Genomic DNA, 22528 nt, shown 5'->3' on the forward strand with positions numbered 1-22528 from the left:
ACTTATTGGATCTCCACATTTTCAGCTGAAACGACAGCTTGTTGCACTATATCAACTGTTTCTTGCATAGGAATGTAGCTATTTGCTAACCACGCCATGCTTGAATTAGAAACGTCAAGGAACGTTTGTGGGAACAGACCTAACCAAAGTAGACCAAATGCACACACCAGTAAAATAACCACTTCACGCACATTCAAATCTTTTAACGGATTTGCATAATGCATTTGCTGTTCTTCGTTTGGTGTACCAAAGAGTGCTTTATGAATGAGGATTAAACCGTAAAGACCCGCAAATACAAGGCTGATTGCAGCCAAAATTGTATACACAGGGAATTTAGCATAAGAACCCATCAAGATCAGGAATTCACCAATGAAGTTACCTAGACCTGGAATACCCACAAGTGCAGCAACAAAGAACATGAGGAAGAATGCAAGATACTTGAACTGACCACGAATACCACCCATCAAACGTAAATCACGCGTGTGAAGGCGTTCGTATACTTGACCACACATAATAAACAAGGCTGCAGATGATAGGCCATGTGCCAACATCATAATCATTAAACCTTGGAAGGTTAAGATGTTGCCTGCGTAAATAGCAAGCAATACAAAGCCCATATGTGAAATTGAAGTGTAAGCAAGTAGACGTTTCATGTCGGTCTGCTGGAAAGCACACCAAGCACCGTAGAAAATACCAATCAAACCTAAGATGATGGCAATGTCAGCAAACTGAGCAGAAGCTACTGGGAAGAACGGAATGACGAAACGTAATAAACCGTAAGCCGCAGTTTTAATCAAGATACCTGCCAAGTCGACAGAACCTGCTGTTGGTGCTTGTGCATGTGCATCTGGAAGCCAGCCGTGCAATGGGAAAACAGGAAGTTTTACCGCAAAGCCAACAAAGAAACACAACATAAAGGCATAAGCCAATGCAGGCGCTTGAGCTTCAATCGTATGTGCTACAGCCATTAAATAACTATAGTCAAAACGAATTTCGCCATTCATTGAATACCCTACAGCCACAAGGCCAAGGATACCAATGAGCATGATTAAACCAGCAACTTGGGTATAGATAAAGAATTTCGTTGCAGCGTAAACGCGTGACTTACCATCTGCCCCTTTATGACCCCATAATGCGATCAAGAAGTAGATTGGAACCAGCATCATCTCCCAGAAGAAGAAGAACAAGAACATGTCAATTGCTAAGAATACACCGATCACACCACCCAAAGACCATAAAAGGTTTAGGTGGAAGAAACCAACGTTTTTCTGAATCTCACCCCATGAACAGCCTACTGCAAGCACACCAAGGAGCGCAGTCAAACCGACCATTAGAAGTGACAAGCCATCCACTGCTAAGTGAATGTTAATACCCAGTGTTTGAATCCAAGGTAATTTAAACTCAGCTGCCCAAGTTGGAGCTGCACCGCCAAGTTCATAACTGTATGTACCTGTTTGCCAAAGAACAATGGTCAAAACCAAAGTCACCAGCATACCGATGAATGCAATATAACGTGGCAAGTGCTGATCGAATTTGTCGACCAGCCAACATGCAAAACCTGCAATGAACGGAATAAGGATCAGAGCGGGTAAAATTAAATTATTAGGAGCTTCCATTTTATTTCCCCACGACCTGAATCACGACCAAGATCATCAGTAAAACTACTGTACCCAGTGCCATACTAGATGCGTATTCGCGCAATGACCCTGTTTGACGTGAGCTTGTGAAACTGTTGCCCGCTTTTACAAGTGCAGGTAGAACCAGCCAAAAACCGTCAATCGGATCGCGACCTACGATTTTCGCAATCAGCAAATATGGCTTAACAAATACAATGTTGTACAGCGCATCAAAACCAAGTGCATTACGGCAAATATTTACAAGACCTGCGCCCAATGACGTTTTAGCAAACGCTTTCACTGCACCATAAGCAAATGCAAACAGCACAACACCAATGGCAAGACCCACAAGCGCAATACCCACTGCTGTATATTCAGCACTGTGCATACCTTGTTCCAAGGCTTCTGGAATATTGAAGGCTGGAATTTTTGCTGCATTTAAAATGCTTTCTACAGGTGCTTTTAACGCCGCACCAACAAAAGTTGAAAGCACAGCAAGAATTGCCAAAGGCCCCCAGAACGTAACACCTTTAATTTCATGATATGGCGTGTTTTCTTTACCAAAGAATACAACCCAAATTAAACGGAATGTATAAATAGAGGTTAAGAATGCACCAGCAACACCCACCCAATACAGTGAGTTATATACTGCAACGGATTGACCTTGAACCCATACCGCACCCAAGATTGCATCTTTTGAGAAGAAACCGACAGTGATGAATGGAATTGCGGCCAATGCACCGCCACCAATTGCAAAACAAGCAAATAAGAATTTGTTCTTGTAAAACAAACCGCCCATTTTGAAGATGTTTTGTTCGTGGTGATACGCCAAAATCACAGCACCAGACGACAAGAACAATAATGCCTTGAAGAATGCGTGAGTCAGCATATGGAATAAACCGGCTTGGTAGGCTTCAGCACCGACCGCCATAAACATATAACCGAGCTGACTCATGGTTGAGTAAGCCAAAATACGTTTAATGTCTGTTTGTACCAATGCAGCAAAACCAGCCACTAACAAAGTCACCGCACCAGTGATTGAGATAAACATCATCACTTCTGGCGCCATTTCAAACACAGTGTACATACGACAGCACAGGTAAACACCCGCTGTTACCATCGTTGCAGCGTGGATCAATGCAGATACAGGTGTTGGGCCTGCCATTGCATCGGCTAACCAAGTTTGTAATGGAATTTGTGCAGATTTACCTGCAGCACCTAAGAACAGCATTAATGCAGTCCAAATGGCCATTGAAGAACTTTGTGTTAACACTGTTGGTGCTGCAGCAACCACTTCTGCAATGTTTAAAGTACCAAACTGTTGGTAAATTAAGAACAAAGCAATAAGTAAGAATACATCACCAATACGCGTTACAGTGAAGGCTTTAATTGCTGCAAAACCATTTGCAGGGTTTTGGTAGTAGTAACCAATCAGCAAATAAGAACAAAGACCTACGCCTTCCCAGCCTAAGAACAATAACGCTAAGTTATCGCCCAGAACGAGTAGCAACATGCTCGCAACGAACAGGTTGAAGTAAGAGAAGAAACGTGCAAAGTCTTCGTCACCGCGCATGTACCATGTTGCAAAGATGTGAATTAAGAAACCCACACCCGTCACCATGCCCATCATTAACAATGACAAACCATCGAGGTGAAGCGAAAAGCCTGGCGCTAAATTGCCAACACTGAACCACGTCCACAAATGTTGAGTGGTTGCAACAGATCCGTTATTTACGAAATCTAAGCCAGCAATGAGTGCAAATAATGCAGAAAGACCAACTGAGCCAGCCCCAATAATCGCGGCAACTTTTTCAGGAAGATTGTTACGTCCTGCCGCCAAAAGGATAAAACCAATGAGCGGAAATAATACGGTTAAATATAAATAGCTCATCCGCGCATCTCACTAGCAGCATCTACATCCAAATGATGGAAGCGATGATAGAACTGAAGGACGATAGCAAGACCGATACAAGCCTCTGCCGCAGCAAGCGTTAAGATCAAGATGAACATGATTTGGCCATCGGGTTGCGCCCATGCGCTCCCTGCCAAAACGAACGCTAAAGCAGCCGCGTTCATCATGATTTCAAGGCTCATCAAAATAAAGAGTAAGTTGCGTCGAACCATCACACCGTAAAAACCCAGTGCAAAAAGAATGGTTGCAACGATCAAACCATGTTCTAAAGGGATGTTGCCCATTATTCTTTTTCCTCTTCTGCACTTGGTCCACGTTTGCCCAGATGGAATGCAGCAACAAGTGCACCAATCAATAACATCGCGGCAACTTCAACCAATAATAAGTACTGAGTAAAGAGTGCTGTACCCACAGCTTTCGGGCCAACCACTTCTGCACCCATAACCAATGAAGGTTTGGTGTAATCAGAACCCAACATCCAAACAAGTACAAGACCCATTAAGAAGCTCATCAACGCAGGGTAAGCCCACGCAGATGAAGTTAGCCACTTGCTTTCTTGTTCCACAGTTTGATGACCTAAGTTCAGCATCATCACCACGAATACAAAAAGCACCATAATTGCGCCAGCATAGACAATGATTTCAAGCGCACCAGCAAATGGCGCACCCACAATCAAGAACATGCCTGCAACGGCAAGCAAAGAAACAATCAAACTTAATAAAGCGTGTATTGGATTGGTATTGGTTACAACACGAATCGTAGAGATAATGGCCACGAGTGCCATCAAATAAAACGGCCACATCATGGTAATAGACTCCGTACATCAACAGGCGCACTTTCGCGTTGTGCTTGACCTTTGTCTTTACCTGTTACAGCCATACCCGTTACGCGGTAGAAGTTGTAATCAGGGTATTTACCAGGACCTGAGATAAGTAAGTGTTCTTTCTCATAGACCAAATCTTGACGAACGTATTCACCTAACTCAAAGTCTGGTGTCATCTGAATCGCAGTCGTTGGACAAGCTTCTTCACACATTCCGCAGAAAATACAACGAGAGAAGTTGATACGGAAAAATTCCGGATACCAACGACCATCTTCTTGCTCTGCTTTTTGCAATGAAATACAGCCAACAGGACATGCAACCGCACATAGGTTACATGCCACACAGCGCTCTTCGCCATCTGGATCGCGGGTTAACACAATACGACCACGGAAACGCGGTGGTACGATATCCTCAGCTGGTACTTCCGGATATAAAATGGTGTCACGTTTACGTGTCACATGTGAGAAAACCATCCACAGTGAACGTACAATTGACCCAAATCCAGCTAGAAACTTAAACATTTTGTTCTCCTGCCGTCTTAGGCCTGATTCATCAGAATCACAGCACCAGTTACCAAAAGGTTAACCAACGCCAAAGGCAAGCAAATTTTCCAGCCAAAGTTCATCACTTGGTCGTAACGTGGACGCATGAGTGAACCACGTGCCAAGACAAACATCATGACAAAGAATGCTGTTTTAATAATGAACCAGAACGCATCTGGAATAAACGGAATTTCAAGGTTGAACGGCGCAAGCCAGCCACCAAAGAATAGCGTTACGATTAAAGCAGAAATCAGCACAACGTTGACGTATTCCGCAACGAAGAACATCCCCCACTTCATACCACCGTATTCTACATGGTAACCTTCTGCCAATTCTTGCTCTGCTTCTGGTTGGTCAAATGGGTGACGATGCGTTACCGCAACACCCGCAACCACAAAGATTAAGAAGCCTAAGAATTGTGGAACAACAAACCAGACATCACGTTGCGCTTCTACAATTTCACGCATGTTGAATGAACCCGCAATTGCGACTACACCCATCAGTGAAATACCCAAGAATACTTCATACGAAATAGTTTGAGCTGCAGAACGTAAACCACCTAATAATGCATATTTGTTATTTGATGACCAACCACCGAAAAGCACGGCGTAAACTGCAATACCAGCCATTGCCATAAAGAACAATAGACCGATACTCATGTCCGAAACACCCATATAAGGTGAAATTGGAATAACCATGAATGACAGTACTGCTGTTGCCATTGCCACGCCTGGTGCCAAACGGAAAGTCAGCTTGTCAGCAAATTTTGGTGTCCAGTCTTCTTTGAACATGATTTTCAGCATGTCAGCAACAATCTGGAACATACCCCCTGGACCTACACGGTTCGGACCATAACGGTCTTGCCATAAAGCCAGTAAACGACGCTCAATAAAAGACATCAAAGCGGCAATGAGAACCACCGCCAGCAAGATGACAATCGCTTGTAGTACAGAATAGGCAATTGGCCAGTTCCCAGCCCACAGTGGCGTTTGACGTATTAATTCTTGTTGCATGAATTACACTCCTACCGCGACTGAAACAGGCTCTGCAAGCGATACTGTTGGTGCAAGACCAACTGGGTAGCCAATGTAACCTGTTGGTAAATAGTCAATAATTTGTACTGGAAGTACAATTGATGCATCGCCTGCCTGTACTGTAATTTTTTGACCGTCTTGAACATTCAGACGTGCAGCATCTTGCTCACCCACTGCAAATGTAGCATTAGGAATACGCGATTCCATAGCAGCAGTTTTAATCGTGAATTCACCCGAAGCAAAGATATGGTGCATTGGCACTAAACGGAAGCTTTCAGGATTCACAACAGTGATGGCTGGCGCAACAAATGTACGTACTGGACGTTTTGGCAAACGATCGAATAAACGAATACCTGAGTCACCACCTTTTAAATGACCGCCCACTTTATCTTGGAATTTGTTCCAAGCTTGCGGTGAGTTCCAGCCCGCAGACCATGCAAATGGTACAAGCGCAGATGGTGTTTGATTTCCGACATAACCTTCCATAGAGAATGTTAATGCAGAATCAAGGTCTACTGGTTGTTTTGGCTCATGCACAGATAATGGCGCACGCATTGCCGTACGACCTGAATAGCGACGCGGTTCACGCGCAACTTTTAAGCCATGTACACGGAAGCCCGCATCTGGTGCTACATCTTGAATTGCTTCAAACGCAGGTACATTTTTCGCAACAGACTCAATCACGTCGTCTAACAATGTCCAAGAAATTGCTTTGCCTTTTAGGCCAGTTTCAAGGGCATGTAACCAACGCCAAGATTCTTTAATTGCAAGTTCTGGTTTGTAGTAGCTCGGATCATATACTTGGTAGAAACGTTGCGCACGACCTTCTTGCGAAACAACCGTACCATCACCCTCAGCAAAACTTGCAGCTGAAAGTACGATATCTGCTTTTTTCACCGTTGCAGTTTCAGAGTGATCCAACACAATCAGGTCTTTGCCTGAAAGCGCAGCATCTACTTGAGCTACAGGTAAACGGCGGTACAGATCATTTTCAACCACAATGACAGTATCATAATCTTGCGCGAAAGCTTGTTCTAAGCTTTGACCACCAAAAATAGCTAAGCCCATTGAGTTCACTTCTGGAACAGTCAATGTTAAGCCTGCATGACCACCTAAACTCTGCGCAACTTGTGCCGCTGCTTCCATAATTGAAGCATCTTGCAAACTTGTACCAGAGATAATGAGTGGTTTTTTCGCAGCTTTTAAAGTATCAGCAATGGTTTGCGCAAATGCTTTCGCATCGTCATCTAAACCAAGAATGCTTTCACCTGCAACGGCAGCTGCAACAGCAAAACCTAAACGTGCAATATCGTTCGGAGATGCAACGACTTCGCCTGCCGCAACATCAGCTAAACGTGTTTGTGTTGCAGCAAGGATGAAAATCGGTGATTTCGCATCTTGTGCAATACGTTGTAGCGGTTCTGCTAACCAGTCTTGAGTACGACGTTCTGCCGCCATTTCTTTGGCTTTGTTTTTCGCAGCTTGGCGAACAGACAAGGCCATACGTGGCGCAGTTTGCGTGAGGTCTTCACCCAAAATCAGCACAGCATCATAGCTTTCAATTTCACGCATATTCGGGTTATAAACACCCTCTGTTTGCATGATTGATGCAGCTAACTCAGCTAAGTTTTGCTCTTTTTGAGAAAGACCTGTAGAGAAGTTCTCTTGACCGACCAACTCACGAAGCGCGAAGTTCGATTCAAGCGATGCACGTGGTGAACCAATACCTAAGACTTTTTTGCCTTGGATATTTGCAATCACAGTGTCTAATGCCTGATCTACAGAAACAGTAGTAACGTTTTCGCCATCACGGAATTGTGGTTGACGTGGACGATCTGCGTTATTGACATAACCCGTACCGAAACGGCCTTTGTCGCATAAGAAGTATTGGTTTACTTCACCGTTAAAACGGTTTTCTACACGACGCAATTCACCATAACGTTCACCCGGAGAAATGTTACAACCCGAAGAACAGCCTTGGCATACGCTTGGCGCATACTGCATGTCCCACTTACGGTTATAACGCTCTGAGTGAGTTTTGTCGGTAAATACACCTGTCGGACAAACCTCAGTCAAGTTACCCGAAAATTCAGATTCTAAAGTACCTGATTCTGGGCGACCAAAGTAAACACGTGACGCGCTTGCGTATACACCAAAGTCCGTACCGCCTGCATAATCGTTATAGTAACGAACACAACGGTAGCACGCGATACAACGGTTCATTTCATGAGAAATGAATGAGCCTAGCTCTTGGTTATAATGCGTACGTTTGGTGAAACGGTAACGACGACGATCATGCTGTGTCATTACGGTCATATCTTGTAAATGACAGTGACCACCCTCTTCACACACTGGACAGTCGTGTGGGTGATTGGTCATCAAGAATTCAACAATCGAAGCACGGAAATCTTTGGCTTCTTTGTCTTCAATCGAAATAAAGGTATTGTCAGACGCAGGCGTCATACATGACATGACTAAACGACCACGCGTATCATCAGCGTTCGCGTATTGAGTCACAGCACATTGACGGCAAGAACCGACAGAACCTAAGGATGGATGCCAACAAAAGTACGGAATATCAATACCCAAAGATAAACATGCTTGAAGCAAGTTCTCTGAGCCATTGACTTCATACGATTTACCATCGACATGAATTGTAGCCATAGTCGAATTCCTTAAACTTGTTCGGCGGTGCCAGTTTGAGCGGCAGCATTCACTACTTTCGCTTCAAACTCGCCACGGAAATGTTTGAGCGCGCCCATAAGCGGTTCCATTGCACCCGGTGCATGGGCACAGAAAGTTTTACCAATCCAAAGCTTACGCGTCAGTTCTTGTAAGTGATCGATATCTTCTTTCTTACCTGTACCATCTTCAAGTGCTTTAAGCGCTTTAACCGCCCAAGGCAAACCGTCACGGCAAGGGGTACAGAAACCACATGATTCACGCGCAAAGAATTCTTCTAAATTACGCGTTGCAGAAACCATACATTGGGTCTGATCAACCACCATCAGCAAACACGTCCCTAAACGTGAACCTGCTTTCATAATGGTTTCAGCATCCATCGGAAGGTCAATGTGTTCTACAGACAAAAAGTCAGTCGATGCACCGCCCGGTAACCATGCTTTTAGCGTTAAGCCATCGCGCATACCGCCCGCATGATCTTCAATCACTTCACGTGCAGTTGTACCAAATGGAAGTTCCCAAAGGCCTGGGTATTTTACTTTGCCTGAAGCGCCATAAATTTTCGTACCTGGGTCTTTCGACTTACCCGCAGATAAACCGATATACCATTCAGGACCGCGAAGCATAATTGCAGGTAAGTTGTTGTAGGTCTCTACGTTGTTGACAATGGTAGGACGACCCCAAGCACCAGCAACTTGCGGGAATGGCGGTTTAGTACGCGGATTTGCACGGCGACCTTCAAGCGAGTTAATCAATGCAGTTTCTTCACCACAAATATAACGACCCGCACCAGTATGCACGTGCATATCGAAGTTCCAACCTGTTCCAAGGATGTTTTCACCCAAGTAACCTTTGGCACGAATTTGCTCTAGCGCTTCATTTAAGTAGCCAGCCGCTTCGATGTATTCACCACGAATGAAGATATAACCTTGCGTTGCTTCAAGGGTATAAGCTGCAATCAGCATACCTTCGATCAATTGATGTGGAAGTTTCTCCATCAACAAACGGTCTTTAAAGGTACCCGGTTCCATTTCATCGGCATTACAGATCAGGTAACGCGGGCCACCATCATTTGGCGCCATCAATGACCATTTAATCCCTGCTGGGAAACCTGCACCACCACGGCCTTTTACAGTCGCAGCTTTAATCACATCCAGCACATCTTTCGGTGGCATGGTCAATGCTTTTTTAAAGCCTGCATAACCTTCAAGTGCTTCATAATCATCTGCACTGCGAACGTTTTCCTGTTTGCTCAAACGCCATGTTAATGGGTGAGTTTCTGGATTACCGTCGCCATAAATTGGTTTTGGTTCGGTATTCATACATACTTCTCCAATAACTGTTTAATTGATGCCACTTCAACCAGACCGTGAGTATCTTCATCAATCATTAAGGTTGGACCTTTATCACAGTTGCCCAAACAGCAGATCGGAAGCAAAGTGAAACGACCATCAGCAGTGGTTTGACCAAACTGAATGCCTAATTCACGCTGAAAAGCTTCAGCAAGTGTTTCCGCACCCATCAAGAAGCACGCAATAGAATCACACAATAAAATTACGTGACGACCTACTGGCTGACGGTAAATACGGTTATAGAAAGTTGCAACACCTTCAAGGTCTGCCAAACTCATGCTCAGCATTTGCGCAATAGCATTCATTTGTGCGTCATCTACCCAACCATTACGGCGCTGTACACCTTTCAACGCATCTAAGCAAGCTGCGCGTGGGTACGGGTAATGACCTATGTGATGTTCAATATCGTGGATTTCTTCCGAAGTTAAAATCCCTTCAACATTCACACGTGGTTTTTTATCTGTCAAAATCATCATAATGCGATTACCCCTTAGCGATCCACGTCAGCCATTACGACGTCAATTGTCGCTAAATAAATGATTAAGTCAGACATGAGGCTGCCATTAATCACAGAAGGCATTTGCTGTAAATGCGTGAAGGTTGGTGTACGAATACGGGTACGATAACTCATCGTTGACTTATCTGAAGTCAAGTAATAGTTCGACGCACCTTTTACCACTTCCGCCATCACAGATGCTTCACCTGCAGGCATTACAGGACCCCATGACACGCTCAAGAAGTGCGTAATCAAAGTTTCAATATCTTGTAATGTCTTGTCTTTTGGTGGTGGAACAGCCAATGGATGATCCGCTTTATACGCACCAGAAGGCATGTTATCTAAGCACTGTTTAACAATCTTTAATGATTCATTAATTTCATGGAAATGCACCATGACACGTGCGTAAGCATCGCCTTCGTACTCAAGTGGTACTTCAAAGTCGTAGTTTTCATAACCGCTATAAGGACGGTATTTACGGACATCGAAGTCAATACCTGTCGCGCGTAGACCTGTACCTGTGACACCCCAAGCCAATGCAGATTTTGCATCGTATTGCGCCACATTACGGGTACGACCAATAAATACTGAGTTGCGTAGTGCAGCTGTATAGTATTCATTCATACGCTTCGGCATCCATTCGAGAATTTCACGAATGAGATGTTGCCAGTTATTTGGAAGATCGTGCGCAGTACCGCCAATACGGAACCATGCTGGGTGCATACGGTAGCCAGTGATTGCTTCAATTGCGTCATAGATTTTTTGACGGTCAGCAAACATATAGAATACAGGCGTCATACCACCGGCATCTTGAATCGCAGTACCAATAAACAACAAGTGGTTATTAATACGGAACAATTCAGACATCATGACACGGATGCATTGCGCACGGTCAGGAACCGTAATACCGGCCATTTGCTCTACGCCCATGACGTAAGGCATGTTTTGCGCACAACCACCTAAGTAGTCCACGCGGTCGGTATACGGAATGAATGAATGCCAAGTTTGACGTTCAGCCATCTTTTCCACGCCACGGTGGTGATAGCCAATATCAGGCACGCAGTCTTTTACTTCTTCACCGTCCAACTGCAAAATCACACGGAATGCACCATGCGCAGATGGATGGTTAGGACCCAAGTTCAGGAACATGAAGTCTTCATCTTCGTTGCCACGCGTCATACCCCAATCTTCAGGTACAAAACGAAGGTGTTCTTGCTCGTAATCCTGCTTCGCTTGGTTCTGCATATACGGTGTATATTCAGTCGCACGTGCTGAGTATTCTTTACGTAGTGGGTGACCTTCCCAATAGGTTGGCAACAAAATACGACGGAGCATTGGATGCCCTTCGAAATTAAGGCCGAACATATCGTAAGCTTCACGTTCGTACCAGTTGGCATTTGGCCAAATGTTGGTTGCAGTCGGAAGATTTACATCATTCTCACGCAATGCAACTTTAATACGAATATCGCTGTTACGTTCTAGCGACAGCAAATGATAGAACACTGTAAAGTCTGACGCAGGTAGGTCTTCACGATGTGTACGTAAACGTTCATCTACCGCAGACAAGTCAAATAACATCACGTATGGACGTTCAACTTTCCGCAAGAACATTAAAACGTCTTGTACACGTGCGCGCTCAACCCAGACTGTTGGAAAGTCTTCAAAAGTCGTTTGCACATAAAAGTTCTCACCAAATTTGGTTTTGAGCTCTTCTACAATTGCAAATGCAGGGCGTGAATCAACTGGAGTTGACTCTGGCATAGCAATGTCAGTTTCAGCCATTGGCTTGGCTTCCTATTTAATACAAATTCAGTCAACCTAAACGACAATTACACCCCAACGGGTGTATCAAACATTTATCGTTCAGATTATTTAATTTCATCCATAGAGCGCAAATTCTTCACAGCAATACGCTGTGCTTGTTTACGGTCACGTTCGGGTTGCATCTTTGGCTTATATACTGGCTTAAGATCATCACCGATAACCGCTGACAAAGGACGGCGCTCTAATTGAATTTGGTCTTGCAACAACATCAATGCTTGAATCAAAGCTTCAGGACGTGGCGGGCAACCTGGAATATAGACATCCACAGGAATAATTTTATCTACGCCTTGTACAACAGAATAAATGTCGTACATACCACCTGAGTTTGCACATGCCCCCATGGAAATAACCCATTTAGGCTCAAGCATTTGCTCGTACAAACGTTGAATTACAGGCGCCATCTTCACGAAGCATGTACCTGCAATAATCATCACGTCGGCTTGACGCGGTGAAGCACGAATAACCTCGGCACCAAAACGTGACAAGTCATGCACACCCGTTAAGGTTGTCGCATATTCGACATAACAGCACGAAGTACCAAAGTTAAACGGCCAAACTGAGTTTTTACGTCCCCAGTTTACTGCTGTATGCATCAAGTCCTCTAAACGGGTCATGAATACATTTTTATTCACTTCATCTTCAAGCGGATCTGTAACGATTTGACGCTCTTGAAGCGGATATTGATCAGCATCCGGATTCGCACGGGTCAATGTATATTTCATTCCCGGGGTTACTCCTTGATAGATGACTGAACCGGTGACTTATCTTTCACACGGCCAGAGGATTGAGCTGGGATTTGACCCGTAGGATCAATGACCAATTCTTCAATTGAGTTAAAGCGGGTAATTTCCGCAATATTCATACCTGGAGAACCAATTTTAGGTTTAATTCCTTTGGCTTTAAGTCTGTCAGATGGTGACCAATTTAAAGCACCTGTAGACAACTCATAAACCAAACCAATAATTAACACTAAAATAAAGACTGCAGCAGTTACAAAACCAGCCCACCCTGCTTCACGAACTGAAGTAGCCCATGCGTAAAGGTAAAGCGCCTCGAGATCAAAAACCACGAAGAAAATTGCAACCAAATAGAATTTTGCGGACAAGCGGATACGTGCTCCACCTGCACCAACTACACCTGACTCAAACTGCTCTTGCTTCGCACGTCCCCACGATTTACCCCCTAGGAGTAATGGGACGGTGAGCATAAAGACGCATAGAAATGTAACGCCGATCACGAAGGCAATAATTGCCCAATCGTATGGAGTAATGGCACTCATGCGGGGATAACTCCTGGCAGGCCTAATTTATTAACAAAGAATGCATGTATTGGCCTTCAAATACACCAAACACAAAATTAATCCCGCCAATTGTACCTGATTGATGACGTCTCTTGCTAGCTTATAGCTCTTAGTCTTTGGGATGATTTTTTAAGCACTTTTTAAGACAACTTAGACTAAAGCGTTATTTATACTACAACCACCACCTTATCTAATTAAATTTAATACTATGATTATTTTTACAAATTTTTAACTTTTTTATCTTTAATGTTCGGTATTTACAGTAAATAGGTTCTAAATCTATCATCAGCCACCACCACCAACTTTCAGAAAAATAGACACAATTGAAAAAATAGATAAATTTCCACAATGCGATAATCCCGCAATATTTTCTTAAACGCCTACTTTTTACCTACATTGTACTTGTGATTGCATTTTTCAAAATTCTAGCTTTTATTGCTTATATGTATTTTTTTGCAACAAATTTAGGCGTTTGTTACGCGTTTAAAAAAAATTATGCTATTCCTATATAAAACAATCAAATCATTAAAAAAGGAGCAATTCATGAATTTAGAGTTTTCGCATAAACCAGACTATTTTTTATTTGCCCAACTGATTATCCGTCATATTGAAAACTATATACAGAAACACCCAGACGCTGATAATGCAATTTTTGATTTGCGTGATGTTTATGAACTTTTTCGCCAAGACAAGGCATCTGCAACCACCAATCTTGATGGCATCATGAATATTGCAGATGAATACAAAATTGAGACATTGAATGGCGATGAAAAATTGATTAGTCGCTATGAAATAAATGCGAAAAACAACTCCCTGCTCATTGATTTTAATTCAAATGCTCTCACCAGTTTAAAAAATGGAAAACCAATTATTGCACCCGATGCAACACACTATGAATAAAAAGTAGACTCTGCCACACACAAAAGCCATTCAAACGAATGGCTTTTTACTGCATCTTATAAACTAACTTTAAAACGTTAACATTGGCATCAGCGTCAATAGCAATATTACTACTTTCGATTCCCCTTAAAACGCTGCGCAGGCCAAACCATTGTGAAACGCGCTCCACCCAGCTCTGGACTATCATCAATTGTGATACTACCACCAAACCAATACGCAATACGACTCACAATGGACAAGCCAAGCCCATATCCACCAGAGGCACGAGTACGGCTATTATCTAAACGGGAAAATGCTTCAAAAATACGCGAACGCTCTTCTTCTGGAATACCCGGCCCATCATCTTCCACACAAATATAAGCCATTCCTTCATCATTCAGCCCACCACTAATCAAAACATGATGATCACAATAACGGACTGCATTGCCAACCAAATTTTGTACCACTCGGTGTAAATAACGGCGCTCTGCATCTACCTCTAAATTTAAGGGTGGTGCTTGAAGCTCTAAAGTCTTCCCTGTTTTTAGCGCTTCTGTTTCAATTAAGACCTGATCCAATACTTCAAATAAAATAATCTGCTCAAAATCTAGCGAAGGAGTGCCTTGTTCCAATTTCGCATAAGTCATAATTTCATCAATTAGGGTATTTAACGCCTCAATATCTTTATCAATTTGCTCGACCTGTTGCTGACGATATTCATAATCATCTTCATCTGCCAGCATTTCCATCCCAAAACGAATTCGTGCAACTGGGGTACGCAATTCATGTGATACCGCACGCATGAGTTCTCGCTGTGATTCAATTAAACGCTGAATATGATCAGACATCGAGTTATAACTTGATGCCAACGACCCGACTTCATCTGTACTTTCGACAGGTAAACGAATGGACATATCACCTGTCTTCATTTTCCTCAAGGCGTAATTAACAGCATGAAGTTTCCGTTGCATCGGAACTAACAAGCCATATACCCCCAAGCTCAATACAAATAAGCAGAGTAAGGTAATTCCTGCGGCCAACTGAAATGGCATCCAATTGAATAACGGAACAGGCCCCATCACCAATACTTCAGAGGTAGAGCTAGGAATAGGCGAAACAATTGAAATGGTCGTACCACGAACCGTGGCACTATCACGGTAAAGAATAATACTGTGATCTAATCTTAAACGGCCAATTTGTTCAGAGTCCAAAGGAAGGCTCTGTACATTAACAATTTCCATGGGATAAGAAAAATAATGTTGAATACGTTCTAAATATTCTTTTTCCTGCCCAGGGTAATACACCAAGTAGTCCAACACAAAGACCGGTAAAGCCTTCATCTGTCGTTCGGTAATATTTTCCGCTTTAATATAAAGTAAGTGGCTGGCATCATCTTTTAGGCCAATAATAATATAAGCCACCGAAGTTTGTGCATCCCAACGTACCACCGCTTTACGCTCTTCTAAGCGTTTGTTTTCTGCACGGGTTAAATCAACTTTATCTGCCTTTACATAGTAAATTGGCAACTCCAGCAGGTTGGATGCATCTGAAATCCAGTCCATACGCTGCTGTTCATTTGGTTGACGTGCGATGCCTTCACTAATGATATAAGCCATACCATCTGTTAAAGACTCACGGTACTCCTGCGCACGCTGGTAGTTAATAATTTGTACCAACAAATAGCCAAACAAAGCCACCAGAACAACCAAGATGACTAAGCCTGCATAAATTCGCAAAAATATACTGTGTTTTAACAAGTAAGTATGTCCTGCATTTTAATCATGAGGAATGGCATTTTAATTAAAGGCCGTTGGTTTCTTTCACGAATAAATAACCTTTACTGCGTACGGTTTTAATACGTTTCGGGTTTTCTGGGTCATCACCAATTTTTGGACGAATGCGAGAAATACGCACATCAATTGAACGGTCTTGTCCATCGTATTCAATACCACGTAAACGCTCGAAGATATCTTCACGAGAAAGAATACGCCCTGCATTTGAAGCCAAAAGCCATAACAAATCGTATTCTGCACTAGTGAAATCGACCAACTCACCATTTAACGTCACAGAACGACCGCCATTATCAATAACCAAGTCATCAAATTCGATGCGTTGTGCCACTTCATCTTCCGACACTTTGTCGGTACGACGCAATAAAGCACGGATACGCGCCAAAAGCACACGTGGCTGAACAGGTTTTGCCACGTAATCGTCGGCACCCATTTCAAGACCTAGAACCTGATCCATATCTTCCGTACGCGCAGTCAACATTAAAATAGGTTGATGATAATGCGGACGCACTTCACGACAAATGGTTAGACCATCTGCACCCGGCAACATGACATCTAAGACCACAAGATCAGGCTGTTCAGCAACAATTCGACGAATTGCGCGGTTACCATCAGGTTCTACTCCAACCTCAAGACCATTACGGATTAAATATTCTTGAGTTAAACGAGCAAGACGTTCATCGTCTTCAACAATTAAAATTTTAGGTAACTTTTCTTCTTGGCTCATAGAGTGCCCCTTTATTTGACTGGACGTATCCTTTAAAAATCCAACAGATACGATTCAATATAATTTGCAATATACACACGTTTACATTGTAAACAAGATGCCATTCACGAAACTGATACACGTCGGCTACTTTTTGTTAATATTTTTTAAACATTAAATTATCACTCTTTTTCTCATCATTTAGTCTTTTTAGTGTTTCCATCATATAACTGGTTACAAAAAGCCTGAGAAACAGGCGCTGTCTATATTTAAAGCAATCAGTTTTTCCGAAGCGAAAAATTAGTTTTTAGCTTTTAAACTTATCCACAAGTTTATCTATAAGCAGTTAATCCTAGCTTTGCTATGCTATGCCCTTGTCCAATAAGGCTTAAACAAGAAAGATAAAAATCAGGGACTTTCTGAAGAAGGAATTTTGTCAGGAGGGTTTGAAAAAATTAACAAAATGTCAATATTGATCTACCCTAATTTTTCCCGTATCTTGTGTCCAATTCATTTTTAAACCACTAAGTCTTGTGTTTAAGCCTCAAACACTGTGGCATATTTTTTGCTCAGTTCAAACGGTCTACAAACATAACAATAGAGACAATGGAGCTATGCTGACATGAGCGTAATCACGTCTACCCCAGGCCAATTGCAGGTGATTAAACGCACCGGTGATGTTGCCGTTTTTGATGCAGAAAAAATTTCTGTAGCGATCGGCAAAGCGTTCTTGGCTGTTGAAGGCCAACAGAGTGCTGACTCGAGCCGCATTCACGATCGTATTTCTCAACTTACCGAGATGGTATTAAATACGTTCACTCGTCGCTTACCGTCAGGTGGCACTATACATATTGAAGAAATTCAAGACCAAGTTGAACTTGCGCTCATGCGTACAGGTGAACAAAAGGTTGCTCGTTCGTATGTGATTTACCGTGACCAACGTGCTGAAGCACGTAAACAAACCGGCGCACATCATCATCCAACACTACAAGTGACGGATGTCAACGGCCAACTGAAACCTTTAGATTTAAGCGCGCTTGAAGCACATATTGCTAAAGCGGCTGAAGGCTTGGAAGGCATTGACATTCAGGCAATCATCGATGAAACCGTTAAAAACCTATATAACGGCGTAAAAGAGTCTGATATTGCAACCACCATGATGATGGCGACGCGTACTCGTATTGAGCAAGAGCCGAACTATACTTATGTCACAGCTCGCCTACTTCGTGACAATCTTGTTGCGACTGGCTTAGAGTTTTTAGGTTTATCGACAGATACCTTAGAAAGTGCTGCCTTAGAAACCTTCTTAAAGAAAGGTGTAGAGCTAGACCTACTTTCTCCAGTACTTTTAGACTTTGACTTGGTTAAATTGGCAGAGGCGATTCAACCAGAACGCTCAAACCAATTTACTTATTTAGGTCTACAAACATTATTTGACCGTTACTTCATCCATTCAGATGGTATCCGTTTCGAATTACCGCAATTGTTCTTTATGCGTGTATCGATGGGTCTATCGTTAAATGAAGAAAACCGCGAAGACCGTGCAATTGAGTTCTACAACTTATTGTCTAGCTTCGACTATATGGCATCGACTCCGACATTATTTAACTCTGGTACATTGCGTCCGCAATTGTCTAGCTGTTATTTAACTACCATTGACGATGACCTATACAACATTTATGGCGCAATGCGTGATAACGCAATGTTGTCTAAATGGGCGGGTGGTTTAGGTAATGACTGGACACCAGTTCGTGCCTTAAACTCGTACATCAAAGGCACCAATGGTAAATCACAAGGTGTTGTACCGTTCCTTAAAGTTGCCAACGACACTGCTGTTGCAGTGAATCAAGGTGGTAAGCGTAAAGGTGCAGTCTGTGCATACCTTGAAACTTGGCACTTGGATATTGAAGAATTCTTAGAACTTCGTAAAAACACTGGTGATGACCGTCGTCGCACCCATGACATGAACACAGCAAACTGGGTTCCAGACTTGTTCATGCAACGTGTGTTTGAAGATGCGCAATGGACATTGTTCACACCATCTGAAACACCTGATCTTCATGATTTAACAGGTCTTGAATTCGCTGCACGTTATGCGCATTACGAAGGCATTGCGAAAGAAACAAATATGTTGCACAAAGTCATTCGTGCAAAAGATTTGTGGCGCAAAATGTTATCTATGTTGTTTGAAACAGGTCATCCATGGATCACATTCAAAGACGTATGTAACTTGCGTTCACCGCAACAGCACGTAGGTGTGGTGCATTCATCGAACTTGTGTACAGAAATTACACTAAACACCAGTGAAGATGAAATTGCGGTGTGTAACTTAGGTTCAATTAACCTTGTACAACACGTTCAAGGTGGTGTTTTAGACCGTGAAAAACTTGCACGCACTGTTAAAACAGCAGTTCGCATGCTCGACAACGTGATTGACATCAACTACTACGCTGTTCCGCAAGCACGTACCTCAAACATGAAACACCGCCCTGTGGGTATGGGGATCATGGGCTTCCAAGATGCATTATATGAAATGAACTTGGCATATGGTTCAGACGCTGCAGTTGATTTTGCCGATGAATCTATGGAAGTGATTAGCTACTACGCAATTACAACGTCAAGTGATTTGGCTGTTGAACGTGGTACTTACCAAACATTCAAAGGTTCACTTTGGGATCAAGGCGTTCTACCAATCGACTCTTTAGATTTGGTTGCGAAATCACGCCCTGAACGCATGTTTGAAGTTGACCGTACCCAACGTTTGGACTGGGACACGTTACGTGCCAAAGTTCAAAAAGATGGTATGCGTAACTCAAACGTGATGGCAATTGCGCCAACTGCAACTATTTCGAATATTTGTGGTGTTTCACAATCAATCGAACCAACGTTCCAAAACCTGTATGTGAAATCGAACCTTTCTGGTGAATTCACAGTGATCAACCCGTACTTGGTACGTGCGTTAAAAGATCGTGGTCTTTGGGATTCTGTGATGGTCAACGACCTGAAACATTTTGAAGGTTCTGTGCAAAAGATTTCACGTATTCCTGAAGAGCTTAAAGCCATTTTTGCGACTGCGTTTGAAGTTGAGCCACGTTGGATTGTGGATGCTGCTTCACGCCGTCAAAAGTGGATCGATCAAGCACAGTCTCTTAACCTTTACATCTCTGGTGCAAATGGTAAGAAATTAGACATGACCTACAAAATGGCGTGGTTACGTGGTCTTAAAACCACCTATTACCTACGTGCATTGGGTGCGACTTCTGCAGAGAAATCGACCATTAACACTGGCGCGTTGAATGCTGTTAAAAACACCACGACAACGGCAACACCTGTTGCGGTAGCACCAGTGGTTGAAGCGAAAAAGCCTGAAGCAATCATTGAAGATGATTTTGCACAAGCAGCGCCAGTGCCATTGGCATGTTCAATTGACAACCCAGATTGTGAGGCTTGTCAGTAATCTGACAAAACCTCCCCTAACCCCTCCCAAAAGGAGGGAGATTCCTCGAAGCAAATGATAGGATGACAGTCCCTCTTTTTAGAGGGATTTAGGGAGATTCAAAATTTAAGCAATAAAAAAGCCCTCTAGCGTCCGTCAAAACTAACTAGAAGGCTTTTCAATCTCGATGTGGCATTGCTAAGAGGTCACCCCGAGGCTGGCATATGTGAATGCGATAGTATTCTATCATTGAATTATCTATCGAGCCAGTAGAAGTCATCTTAGTATGTTTTATTGAGGTACTGAGTCATGGCTAATAAAGCTGCTCGCAGTGCTATCACTGGTCAATACGTAACGTTGGAATATGCTAAAAAGCATCCAAAAACTACAGTTGTTGAAACAGTGAAGCCAACTAAATCATCCAAAAAATGATTTAAACGTAAATCCTAGTTTCGGCTGGGATTTACAAAATTAAATTAAAAGGAAACCACCATGCCACATATGACCCATAACTACATGTTAGGACTCGTTGCCCTGATGGTTTCCTTTATTGTTTGTTTTTACGTACCGTTGACTTATGCATGGGTCAAAATTCGGGAACAACAGCGCAATCAAAATAAGTAGTGGGGATATTTGCTCTTCTGAATAAAATTAGAGCATCCATCGACAAAACTTAATTTTGCTTACACAAATTGAGCGTATAGTAGGGACATCTTAGCTTTGCTGGATGTCTAATAAAAGATATAAAGCATCGAAGAGAGAATTGATATGTCTATCCTAAGTTGGGACGATTTCGAAGATGATGAAGCGAAACAAGCTGCACCTGAACACCAGCCTGCGCCCGTCGAATCGCAAAAAGCGACTCATTCGCAGATGGTATCTGATGCACACAACACATCGTCGGATGTGGCAACTGCACAACCCGTTAGAGCCAATCAAAGAACCGCAAAACATTCAACCGATTCAATGGCAAGAGCATCTGCTGCCTTAGAAACGCTGGATGTTGCACCGGGTTTAGAAGAGCTTGAAATGGGCGCTCAGCGCGTACAAGTTGATGATAAAGCTATGATCAACTGCCGTGCCGACTTGAACCAACTTGTACCCTTCAAATACGAATGGGCTTGGCAGAAATATCTAGACGGTTGCGCAAACCACTGGATGCCACAAGAAGTGAACATGAACCATGACATCGCGCTTTGGAAGTCTGAAAATGGCTTAACCGAAGATGAGCGTACTATTGTGATGCGTTCTTTAGGTTTCTTCTCGACTGCCGACTCATTGGTTGCAAACAACTTGGTATTGGCCATTTACCGCCATATTACCAACCCTGAATGCCGTCAGTACATTTTGCGTCAAGCGTTTGAAGAAGCAATTCACACGCATGCTTACCAATACTGTATCGAATCTTTAGGTATGGATGAAGGCGAAGTCTTCAACATGTACCGCGAAGTACCAAGTGTTGCACGTAAAGCAGCGTGGGGCTTGAAATACACCCAGTCTTTGTGTGATCCAACCTTCCAAACAGGTACACCTGAAAACGACCAAATTTTGCTTCGCAACTTGATCGCATTCTACTGTGTGCTTGAAGGGATTTTCTTCTACTGTGGTTTCAGCCAAATTTTGTCGATGGGCCGTCGTAATAAAATGAATGGTGTTGCTGAGCAATTCCAATACATTTTACGCGATGAGTCGATGCACTTGAACTTTGGTATCGATATGATTAACCAAATCAAGATTGAAAACCCAAGTTTGTGGACGACTGAATTCCAAGAAGAAATTGTTCAAATGATTCTTGAAGGCACCATGCTTGAAATTGAATATGCACGTGACACTATGCCACGTGGTGTATTGGGCATGAACGCAGCCATGATGGAAGAATACCTGAAGTTCATTGCAAACCGTCGTTTAGCACAACTGGGCTTACCTGAACAATTTGCTGGTGTGAATAACCCATTCCAGTGGATGTCTGAGATGATGGACTTGCGTAAAGAGAAGAACTTTTTTGAAACGCGTGTAACGGACTATCAGACTGGCGGTGCATTAAGCTGGTAAGTTGAATGTCATCCGCTGAATGATACATAGATAGTGTGTTATTCATAAAAAAACCGCCCTTAACGGCGGGTTTTTTTTTTTTTT

The 22528-nt window shown here is 43.0% G+C and carries 19 protein-coding genes; 5 read left to right on the forward strand and 14 right to left on the reverse strand.

Annotated elements, in window-relative coordinates:
- Nucleotides 1-2: 2 nt before the first annotated feature.
- The 12 genes from nuoM to ndhC all read right to left on the reverse strand — a co-directional run bounded on the left by nuoM (nt 3) and on the right by ndhC (nt 13560).
- Nucleotides 3-1616, reverse strand: a complete 1614-nt coding sequence (gene nuoM, locus BBP83_RS06655) for an NADH-quinone oxidoreductase subunit M (RefSeq protein ID WP_068886719.1) — start codon at nt 1614-1616, stop codon at nt 3-5.
- Between the two features lies 1 nt (nt 1617).
- Nucleotides 1618-3507 (reverse strand): NADH-quinone oxidoreductase subunit L, encoded by a 1890-nt coding sequence (gene nuoL / locus BBP83_RS06660; RefSeq protein WP_068886721.1) that lies wholly within the window; start codon nt 3505-3507, stop codon nt 1618-1620.
- Nucleotides 3504-3812, reverse strand: coding sequence for an NADH-quinone oxidoreductase subunit NuoK (gene nuoK / locus BBP83_RS06665; protein ID WP_005007970.1), 309 nt, complete (start codon nt 3810-3812; stop codon nt 3504-3506). Before nuoK ends, nuoL begins: the two co-directional genes overlap by 4 nt.
- A complete protein-coding gene (gene nuoJ, locus BBP83_RS06670; RefSeq protein ID WP_171258056.1) occupies nt 3812-4330 on the reverse strand; it encodes an NADH-quinone oxidoreductase subunit J in 519 nt (172 codons plus the stop codon). Before nuoJ ends, nuoK begins: the two co-directional genes overlap by 1 nt.
- On the reverse strand, nt 4330-4872 hold the full coding sequence (nuoI, locus tag BBP83_RS06675; RefSeq protein ID WP_068886725.1) for an NADH-quinone oxidoreductase subunit NuoI: 543 nt from the start codon (nt 4870-4872) through the stop codon (nt 4330-4332). The genes nuoJ and nuoI overlap by 1 nt, the downstream gene beginning before the upstream one ends.
- Before the next feature lie 17 nt (nt 4873-4889).
- Nucleotides 4890-5906, reverse strand: a complete 1017-nt coding sequence (gene nuoH, locus BBP83_RS06680) for an NADH-quinone oxidoreductase subunit NuoH (protein WP_068886727.1) — start codon at nt 5904-5906, stop codon at nt 4890-4892.
- A 3-nt stretch (nt 5907-5909) separates the two neighbouring features.
- A complete protein-coding gene (nuoG, locus tag BBP83_RS06685) occupies nt 5910-8591 on the reverse strand; it encodes an NADH-quinone oxidoreductase subunit NuoG (protein WP_068886729.1) in 2682 nt (893 codons plus the stop codon).
- 11 nt (nt 8592-8602) lie between these two features.
- On the reverse strand, nt 8603-9931 hold the full coding sequence (nuoF, locus tag BBP83_RS06690; protein WP_068886731.1) for an NADH-quinone oxidoreductase subunit NuoF: 1329 nt from the start codon (nt 9929-9931) through the stop codon (nt 8603-8605).
- A complete protein-coding gene (gene nuoE, locus BBP83_RS06695) occupies nt 9928-10437 on the reverse strand; it encodes an NADH-quinone oxidoreductase subunit NuoE (protein WP_068886733.1) in 510 nt (169 codons plus the stop codon). The genes nuoF and nuoE overlap by 4 nt, the downstream gene beginning before the upstream one ends.
- Before the next feature lie 14 nt (nt 10438-10451).
- On the reverse strand, nt 10452-12239 hold the full coding sequence (gene nuoC / locus BBP83_RS06700; RefSeq protein WP_068886735.1) for an NADH-quinone oxidoreductase subunit C/D: 1788 nt from the start codon (nt 12237-12239) through the stop codon (nt 10452-10454).
- An 86-nt stretch (nt 12240-12325) separates the two neighbouring features.
- Nucleotides 12326-13003, reverse strand: a complete 678-nt coding sequence (locus BBP83_RS06705; RefSeq protein WP_068886737.1) for a NuoB/complex I 20 kDa subunit family protein — start codon at nt 13001-13003, stop codon at nt 12326-12328.
- Nucleotides 13004-13011: 8 nt separating this feature from the next.
- Nucleotides 13012-13560 (reverse strand): NADH-quinone oxidoreductase subunit A, encoded by a 549-nt coding sequence (gene ndhC / locus BBP83_RS06710; protein WP_068886739.1) that lies wholly within the window; start codon nt 13558-13560, stop codon nt 13012-13014.
- Nucleotides 13561-14124: 564 nt separating this feature from the next.
- Between ndhC and BBP83_RS06715 the strand changes: the two genes are divergently transcribed.
- Entirely contained in the window at nt 14125-14481 is a 357-nt protein-coding gene (locus BBP83_RS06715) for a hypothetical protein (RefSeq protein ID WP_068886741.1), read from the forward strand.
- A gap of 110 nt (nt 14482-14591) precedes the next feature.
- Here BBP83_RS06715 and bfmS read toward each other — a convergent pair whose 3' ends face one another.
- Complete coding sequence (gene bfmS, locus BBP83_RS06720; RefSeq protein ID WP_068886743.1) at nt 14592-16217, reverse strand: sensor histidine kinase BfmS; 1626 nt, start codon at nt 16215-16217, stop codon at nt 14592-14594.
- A gap of 43 nt (nt 16218-16260) precedes the next feature.
- The gene (bfmR, locus tag BBP83_RS06725; protein WP_068886745.1) at nt 16261-16977 is read right to left on the reverse strand and encodes a response regulator transcription factor BfmR; all 717 of its coding nucleotides are present in this window, start codon (nt 16975-16977) and stop codon (nt 16261-16263) included.
- Between the two features lie 601 nt (nt 16978-17578).
- Here bfmR and BBP83_RS06730 point away from each other — a divergent pair.
- The 4 genes from BBP83_RS06730 (at nt 17579) to BBP83_RS06735 (ending at nt 22444) form a co-directional block, all read left to right on the forward strand.
- Nucleotides 17579-20413, forward strand: a complete 2835-nt coding sequence (locus tag BBP83_RS06730) for a ribonucleoside-diphosphate reductase subunit alpha (RefSeq protein ID WP_068886747.1) — start codon at nt 17579-17581, stop codon at nt 20411-20413.
- A 288-nt stretch (nt 20414-20701) separates the two neighbouring features.
- Entirely contained in the window at nt 20702-20824 is a 123-nt protein-coding gene (locus tag BBP83_RS15580; protein ID WP_265937026.1) for a hypothetical protein, read from the forward strand.
- Between the two features lie 60 nt (nt 20825-20884).
- Nucleotides 20885-21016: a hypothetical protein gene (locus BBP83_RS15585; RefSeq protein WP_281181007.1), complete on the forward strand. Its 132-nt coding sequence runs from the start codon at nt 20885-20887 to the stop codon at nt 21014-21016.
- 144 nt (nt 21017-21160) lie between these two features.
- Nucleotides 21161-22444 carry a ribonucleotide-diphosphate reductase subunit beta gene (locus tag BBP83_RS06735; RefSeq protein WP_068886749.1) on the forward strand — a complete coding sequence of 428 codons (1284 nt, stop codon included), beginning with the start codon at nt 21161-21163 and terminating at the stop codon, nt 22442-22444.
- Nucleotides 22445-22528: the final 84 nt, after the last annotated feature.

The sequence above is a fragment of the Acinetobacter celticus genome (assembly GCF_001707755.1).
GTDB classification, from domain to species: Bacteria; Pseudomonadota; Gammaproteobacteria; order Pseudomonadales; family Moraxellaceae; genus Acinetobacter; species Acinetobacter celticus.

Bases quoted from the DNA above. Each gene is read 5' to 3' on its own strand.
- nuoF (WP_068886731.1), bottom strand. From the start codon at position 9,931: ATGAATACCGAACCAAAACCAATTTATGGCGACGGTAATCCAGAAACT.
- BBP83_RS15580 (WP_265937026.1), top strand. From the start codon at position 20,702: ATGGCTAATAAAGCTGCTCGCAGTGCTATCACTGGTCAATACGTAACG.
- BBP83_RS06735 (WP_068886749.1), top strand. From the start codon at position 21,161: ATGTCTATCCTAAGTTGGGACGATTTCGAAGATGATGAAGCGAAACAA.
- nuoK (WP_005007970.1), bottom strand. From the start codon at position 3,812: ATGGGCAACATCCCTTTAGAACATGGTTTGATCGTTGCAACCATTCTT.
- nuoH (WP_068886727.1), bottom strand. From the start codon at position 5,906: ATGCAACAAGAATTAATACGTCAAACGCCACTGTGGGCTGGGAACTGG.
- BBP83_RS06715 (WP_068886741.1), top strand. From the start codon at position 14,125: ATGAATTTAGAGTTTTCGCATAAACCAGACTATTTTTTATTTGCCCAA.
- nuoI (WP_068886725.1), bottom strand. From the start codon at position 4,872: ATGTTTAAGTTTCTAGCTGGATTTGGGTCAATTGTACGTTCACTGTGG.
- nuoL (WP_068886721.1), bottom strand. From the start codon at position 3,507: ATGAGCTATTTATATTTAACCGTATTATTTCCGCTCATTGGTTTTATC.
- BBP83_RS15585 (WP_281181007.1), top strand. From the start codon at position 20,885: ATGCCACATATGACCCATAACTACATGTTAGGACTCGTTGCCCTGATG.
- nuoM (WP_068886719.1), bottom strand. From the start codon at position 1,616: ATGGAAGCTCCTAATAATTTAATTTTACCCGCTCTGATCCTTATTCCG.
- bfmR (WP_068886745.1), bottom strand. From the start codon at position 16,977: ATGAGCCAAGAAGAAAAGTTACCTAAAATTTTAATTGTTGAAGACGAT.
- BBP83_RS06705 (WP_068886737.1), bottom strand. From the start codon at position 13,003: ATGAAATATACATTGACCCGTGCGAATCCGGATGCTGATCAATATCCG.
- BBP83_RS06730 (WP_068886747.1), top strand. From the start codon at position 17,579: ATGAGCGTAATCACGTCTACCCCAGGCCAATTGCAGGTGATTAAACGC.
- nuoC (WP_068886735.1), bottom strand. From the start codon at position 12,239: ATGGCTGAAACTGACATTGCTATGCCAGAGTCAACTCCAGTTGATTCA.
- nuoJ (WP_171258056.1), bottom strand. From the start codon at position 4,330: ATGTGGCCGTTTTATTTGATGGCACTCGTGGCCATTATCTCTACGATT.
- ndhC (WP_068886739.1), bottom strand. From the start codon at position 13,560: ATGAGTGCCATTACTCCATACGATTGGGCAATTATTGCCTTCGTGATC.
- nuoG (WP_068886729.1), bottom strand. From the start codon at position 8,591: ATGGCTACAATTCATGTCGATGGTAAATCGTATGAAGTCAATGGCTCA.
- nuoE (WP_068886733.1), bottom strand. From the start codon at position 10,437: ATGATGATTTTGACAGATAAAAAACCACGTGTGAATGTTGAAGGGATT.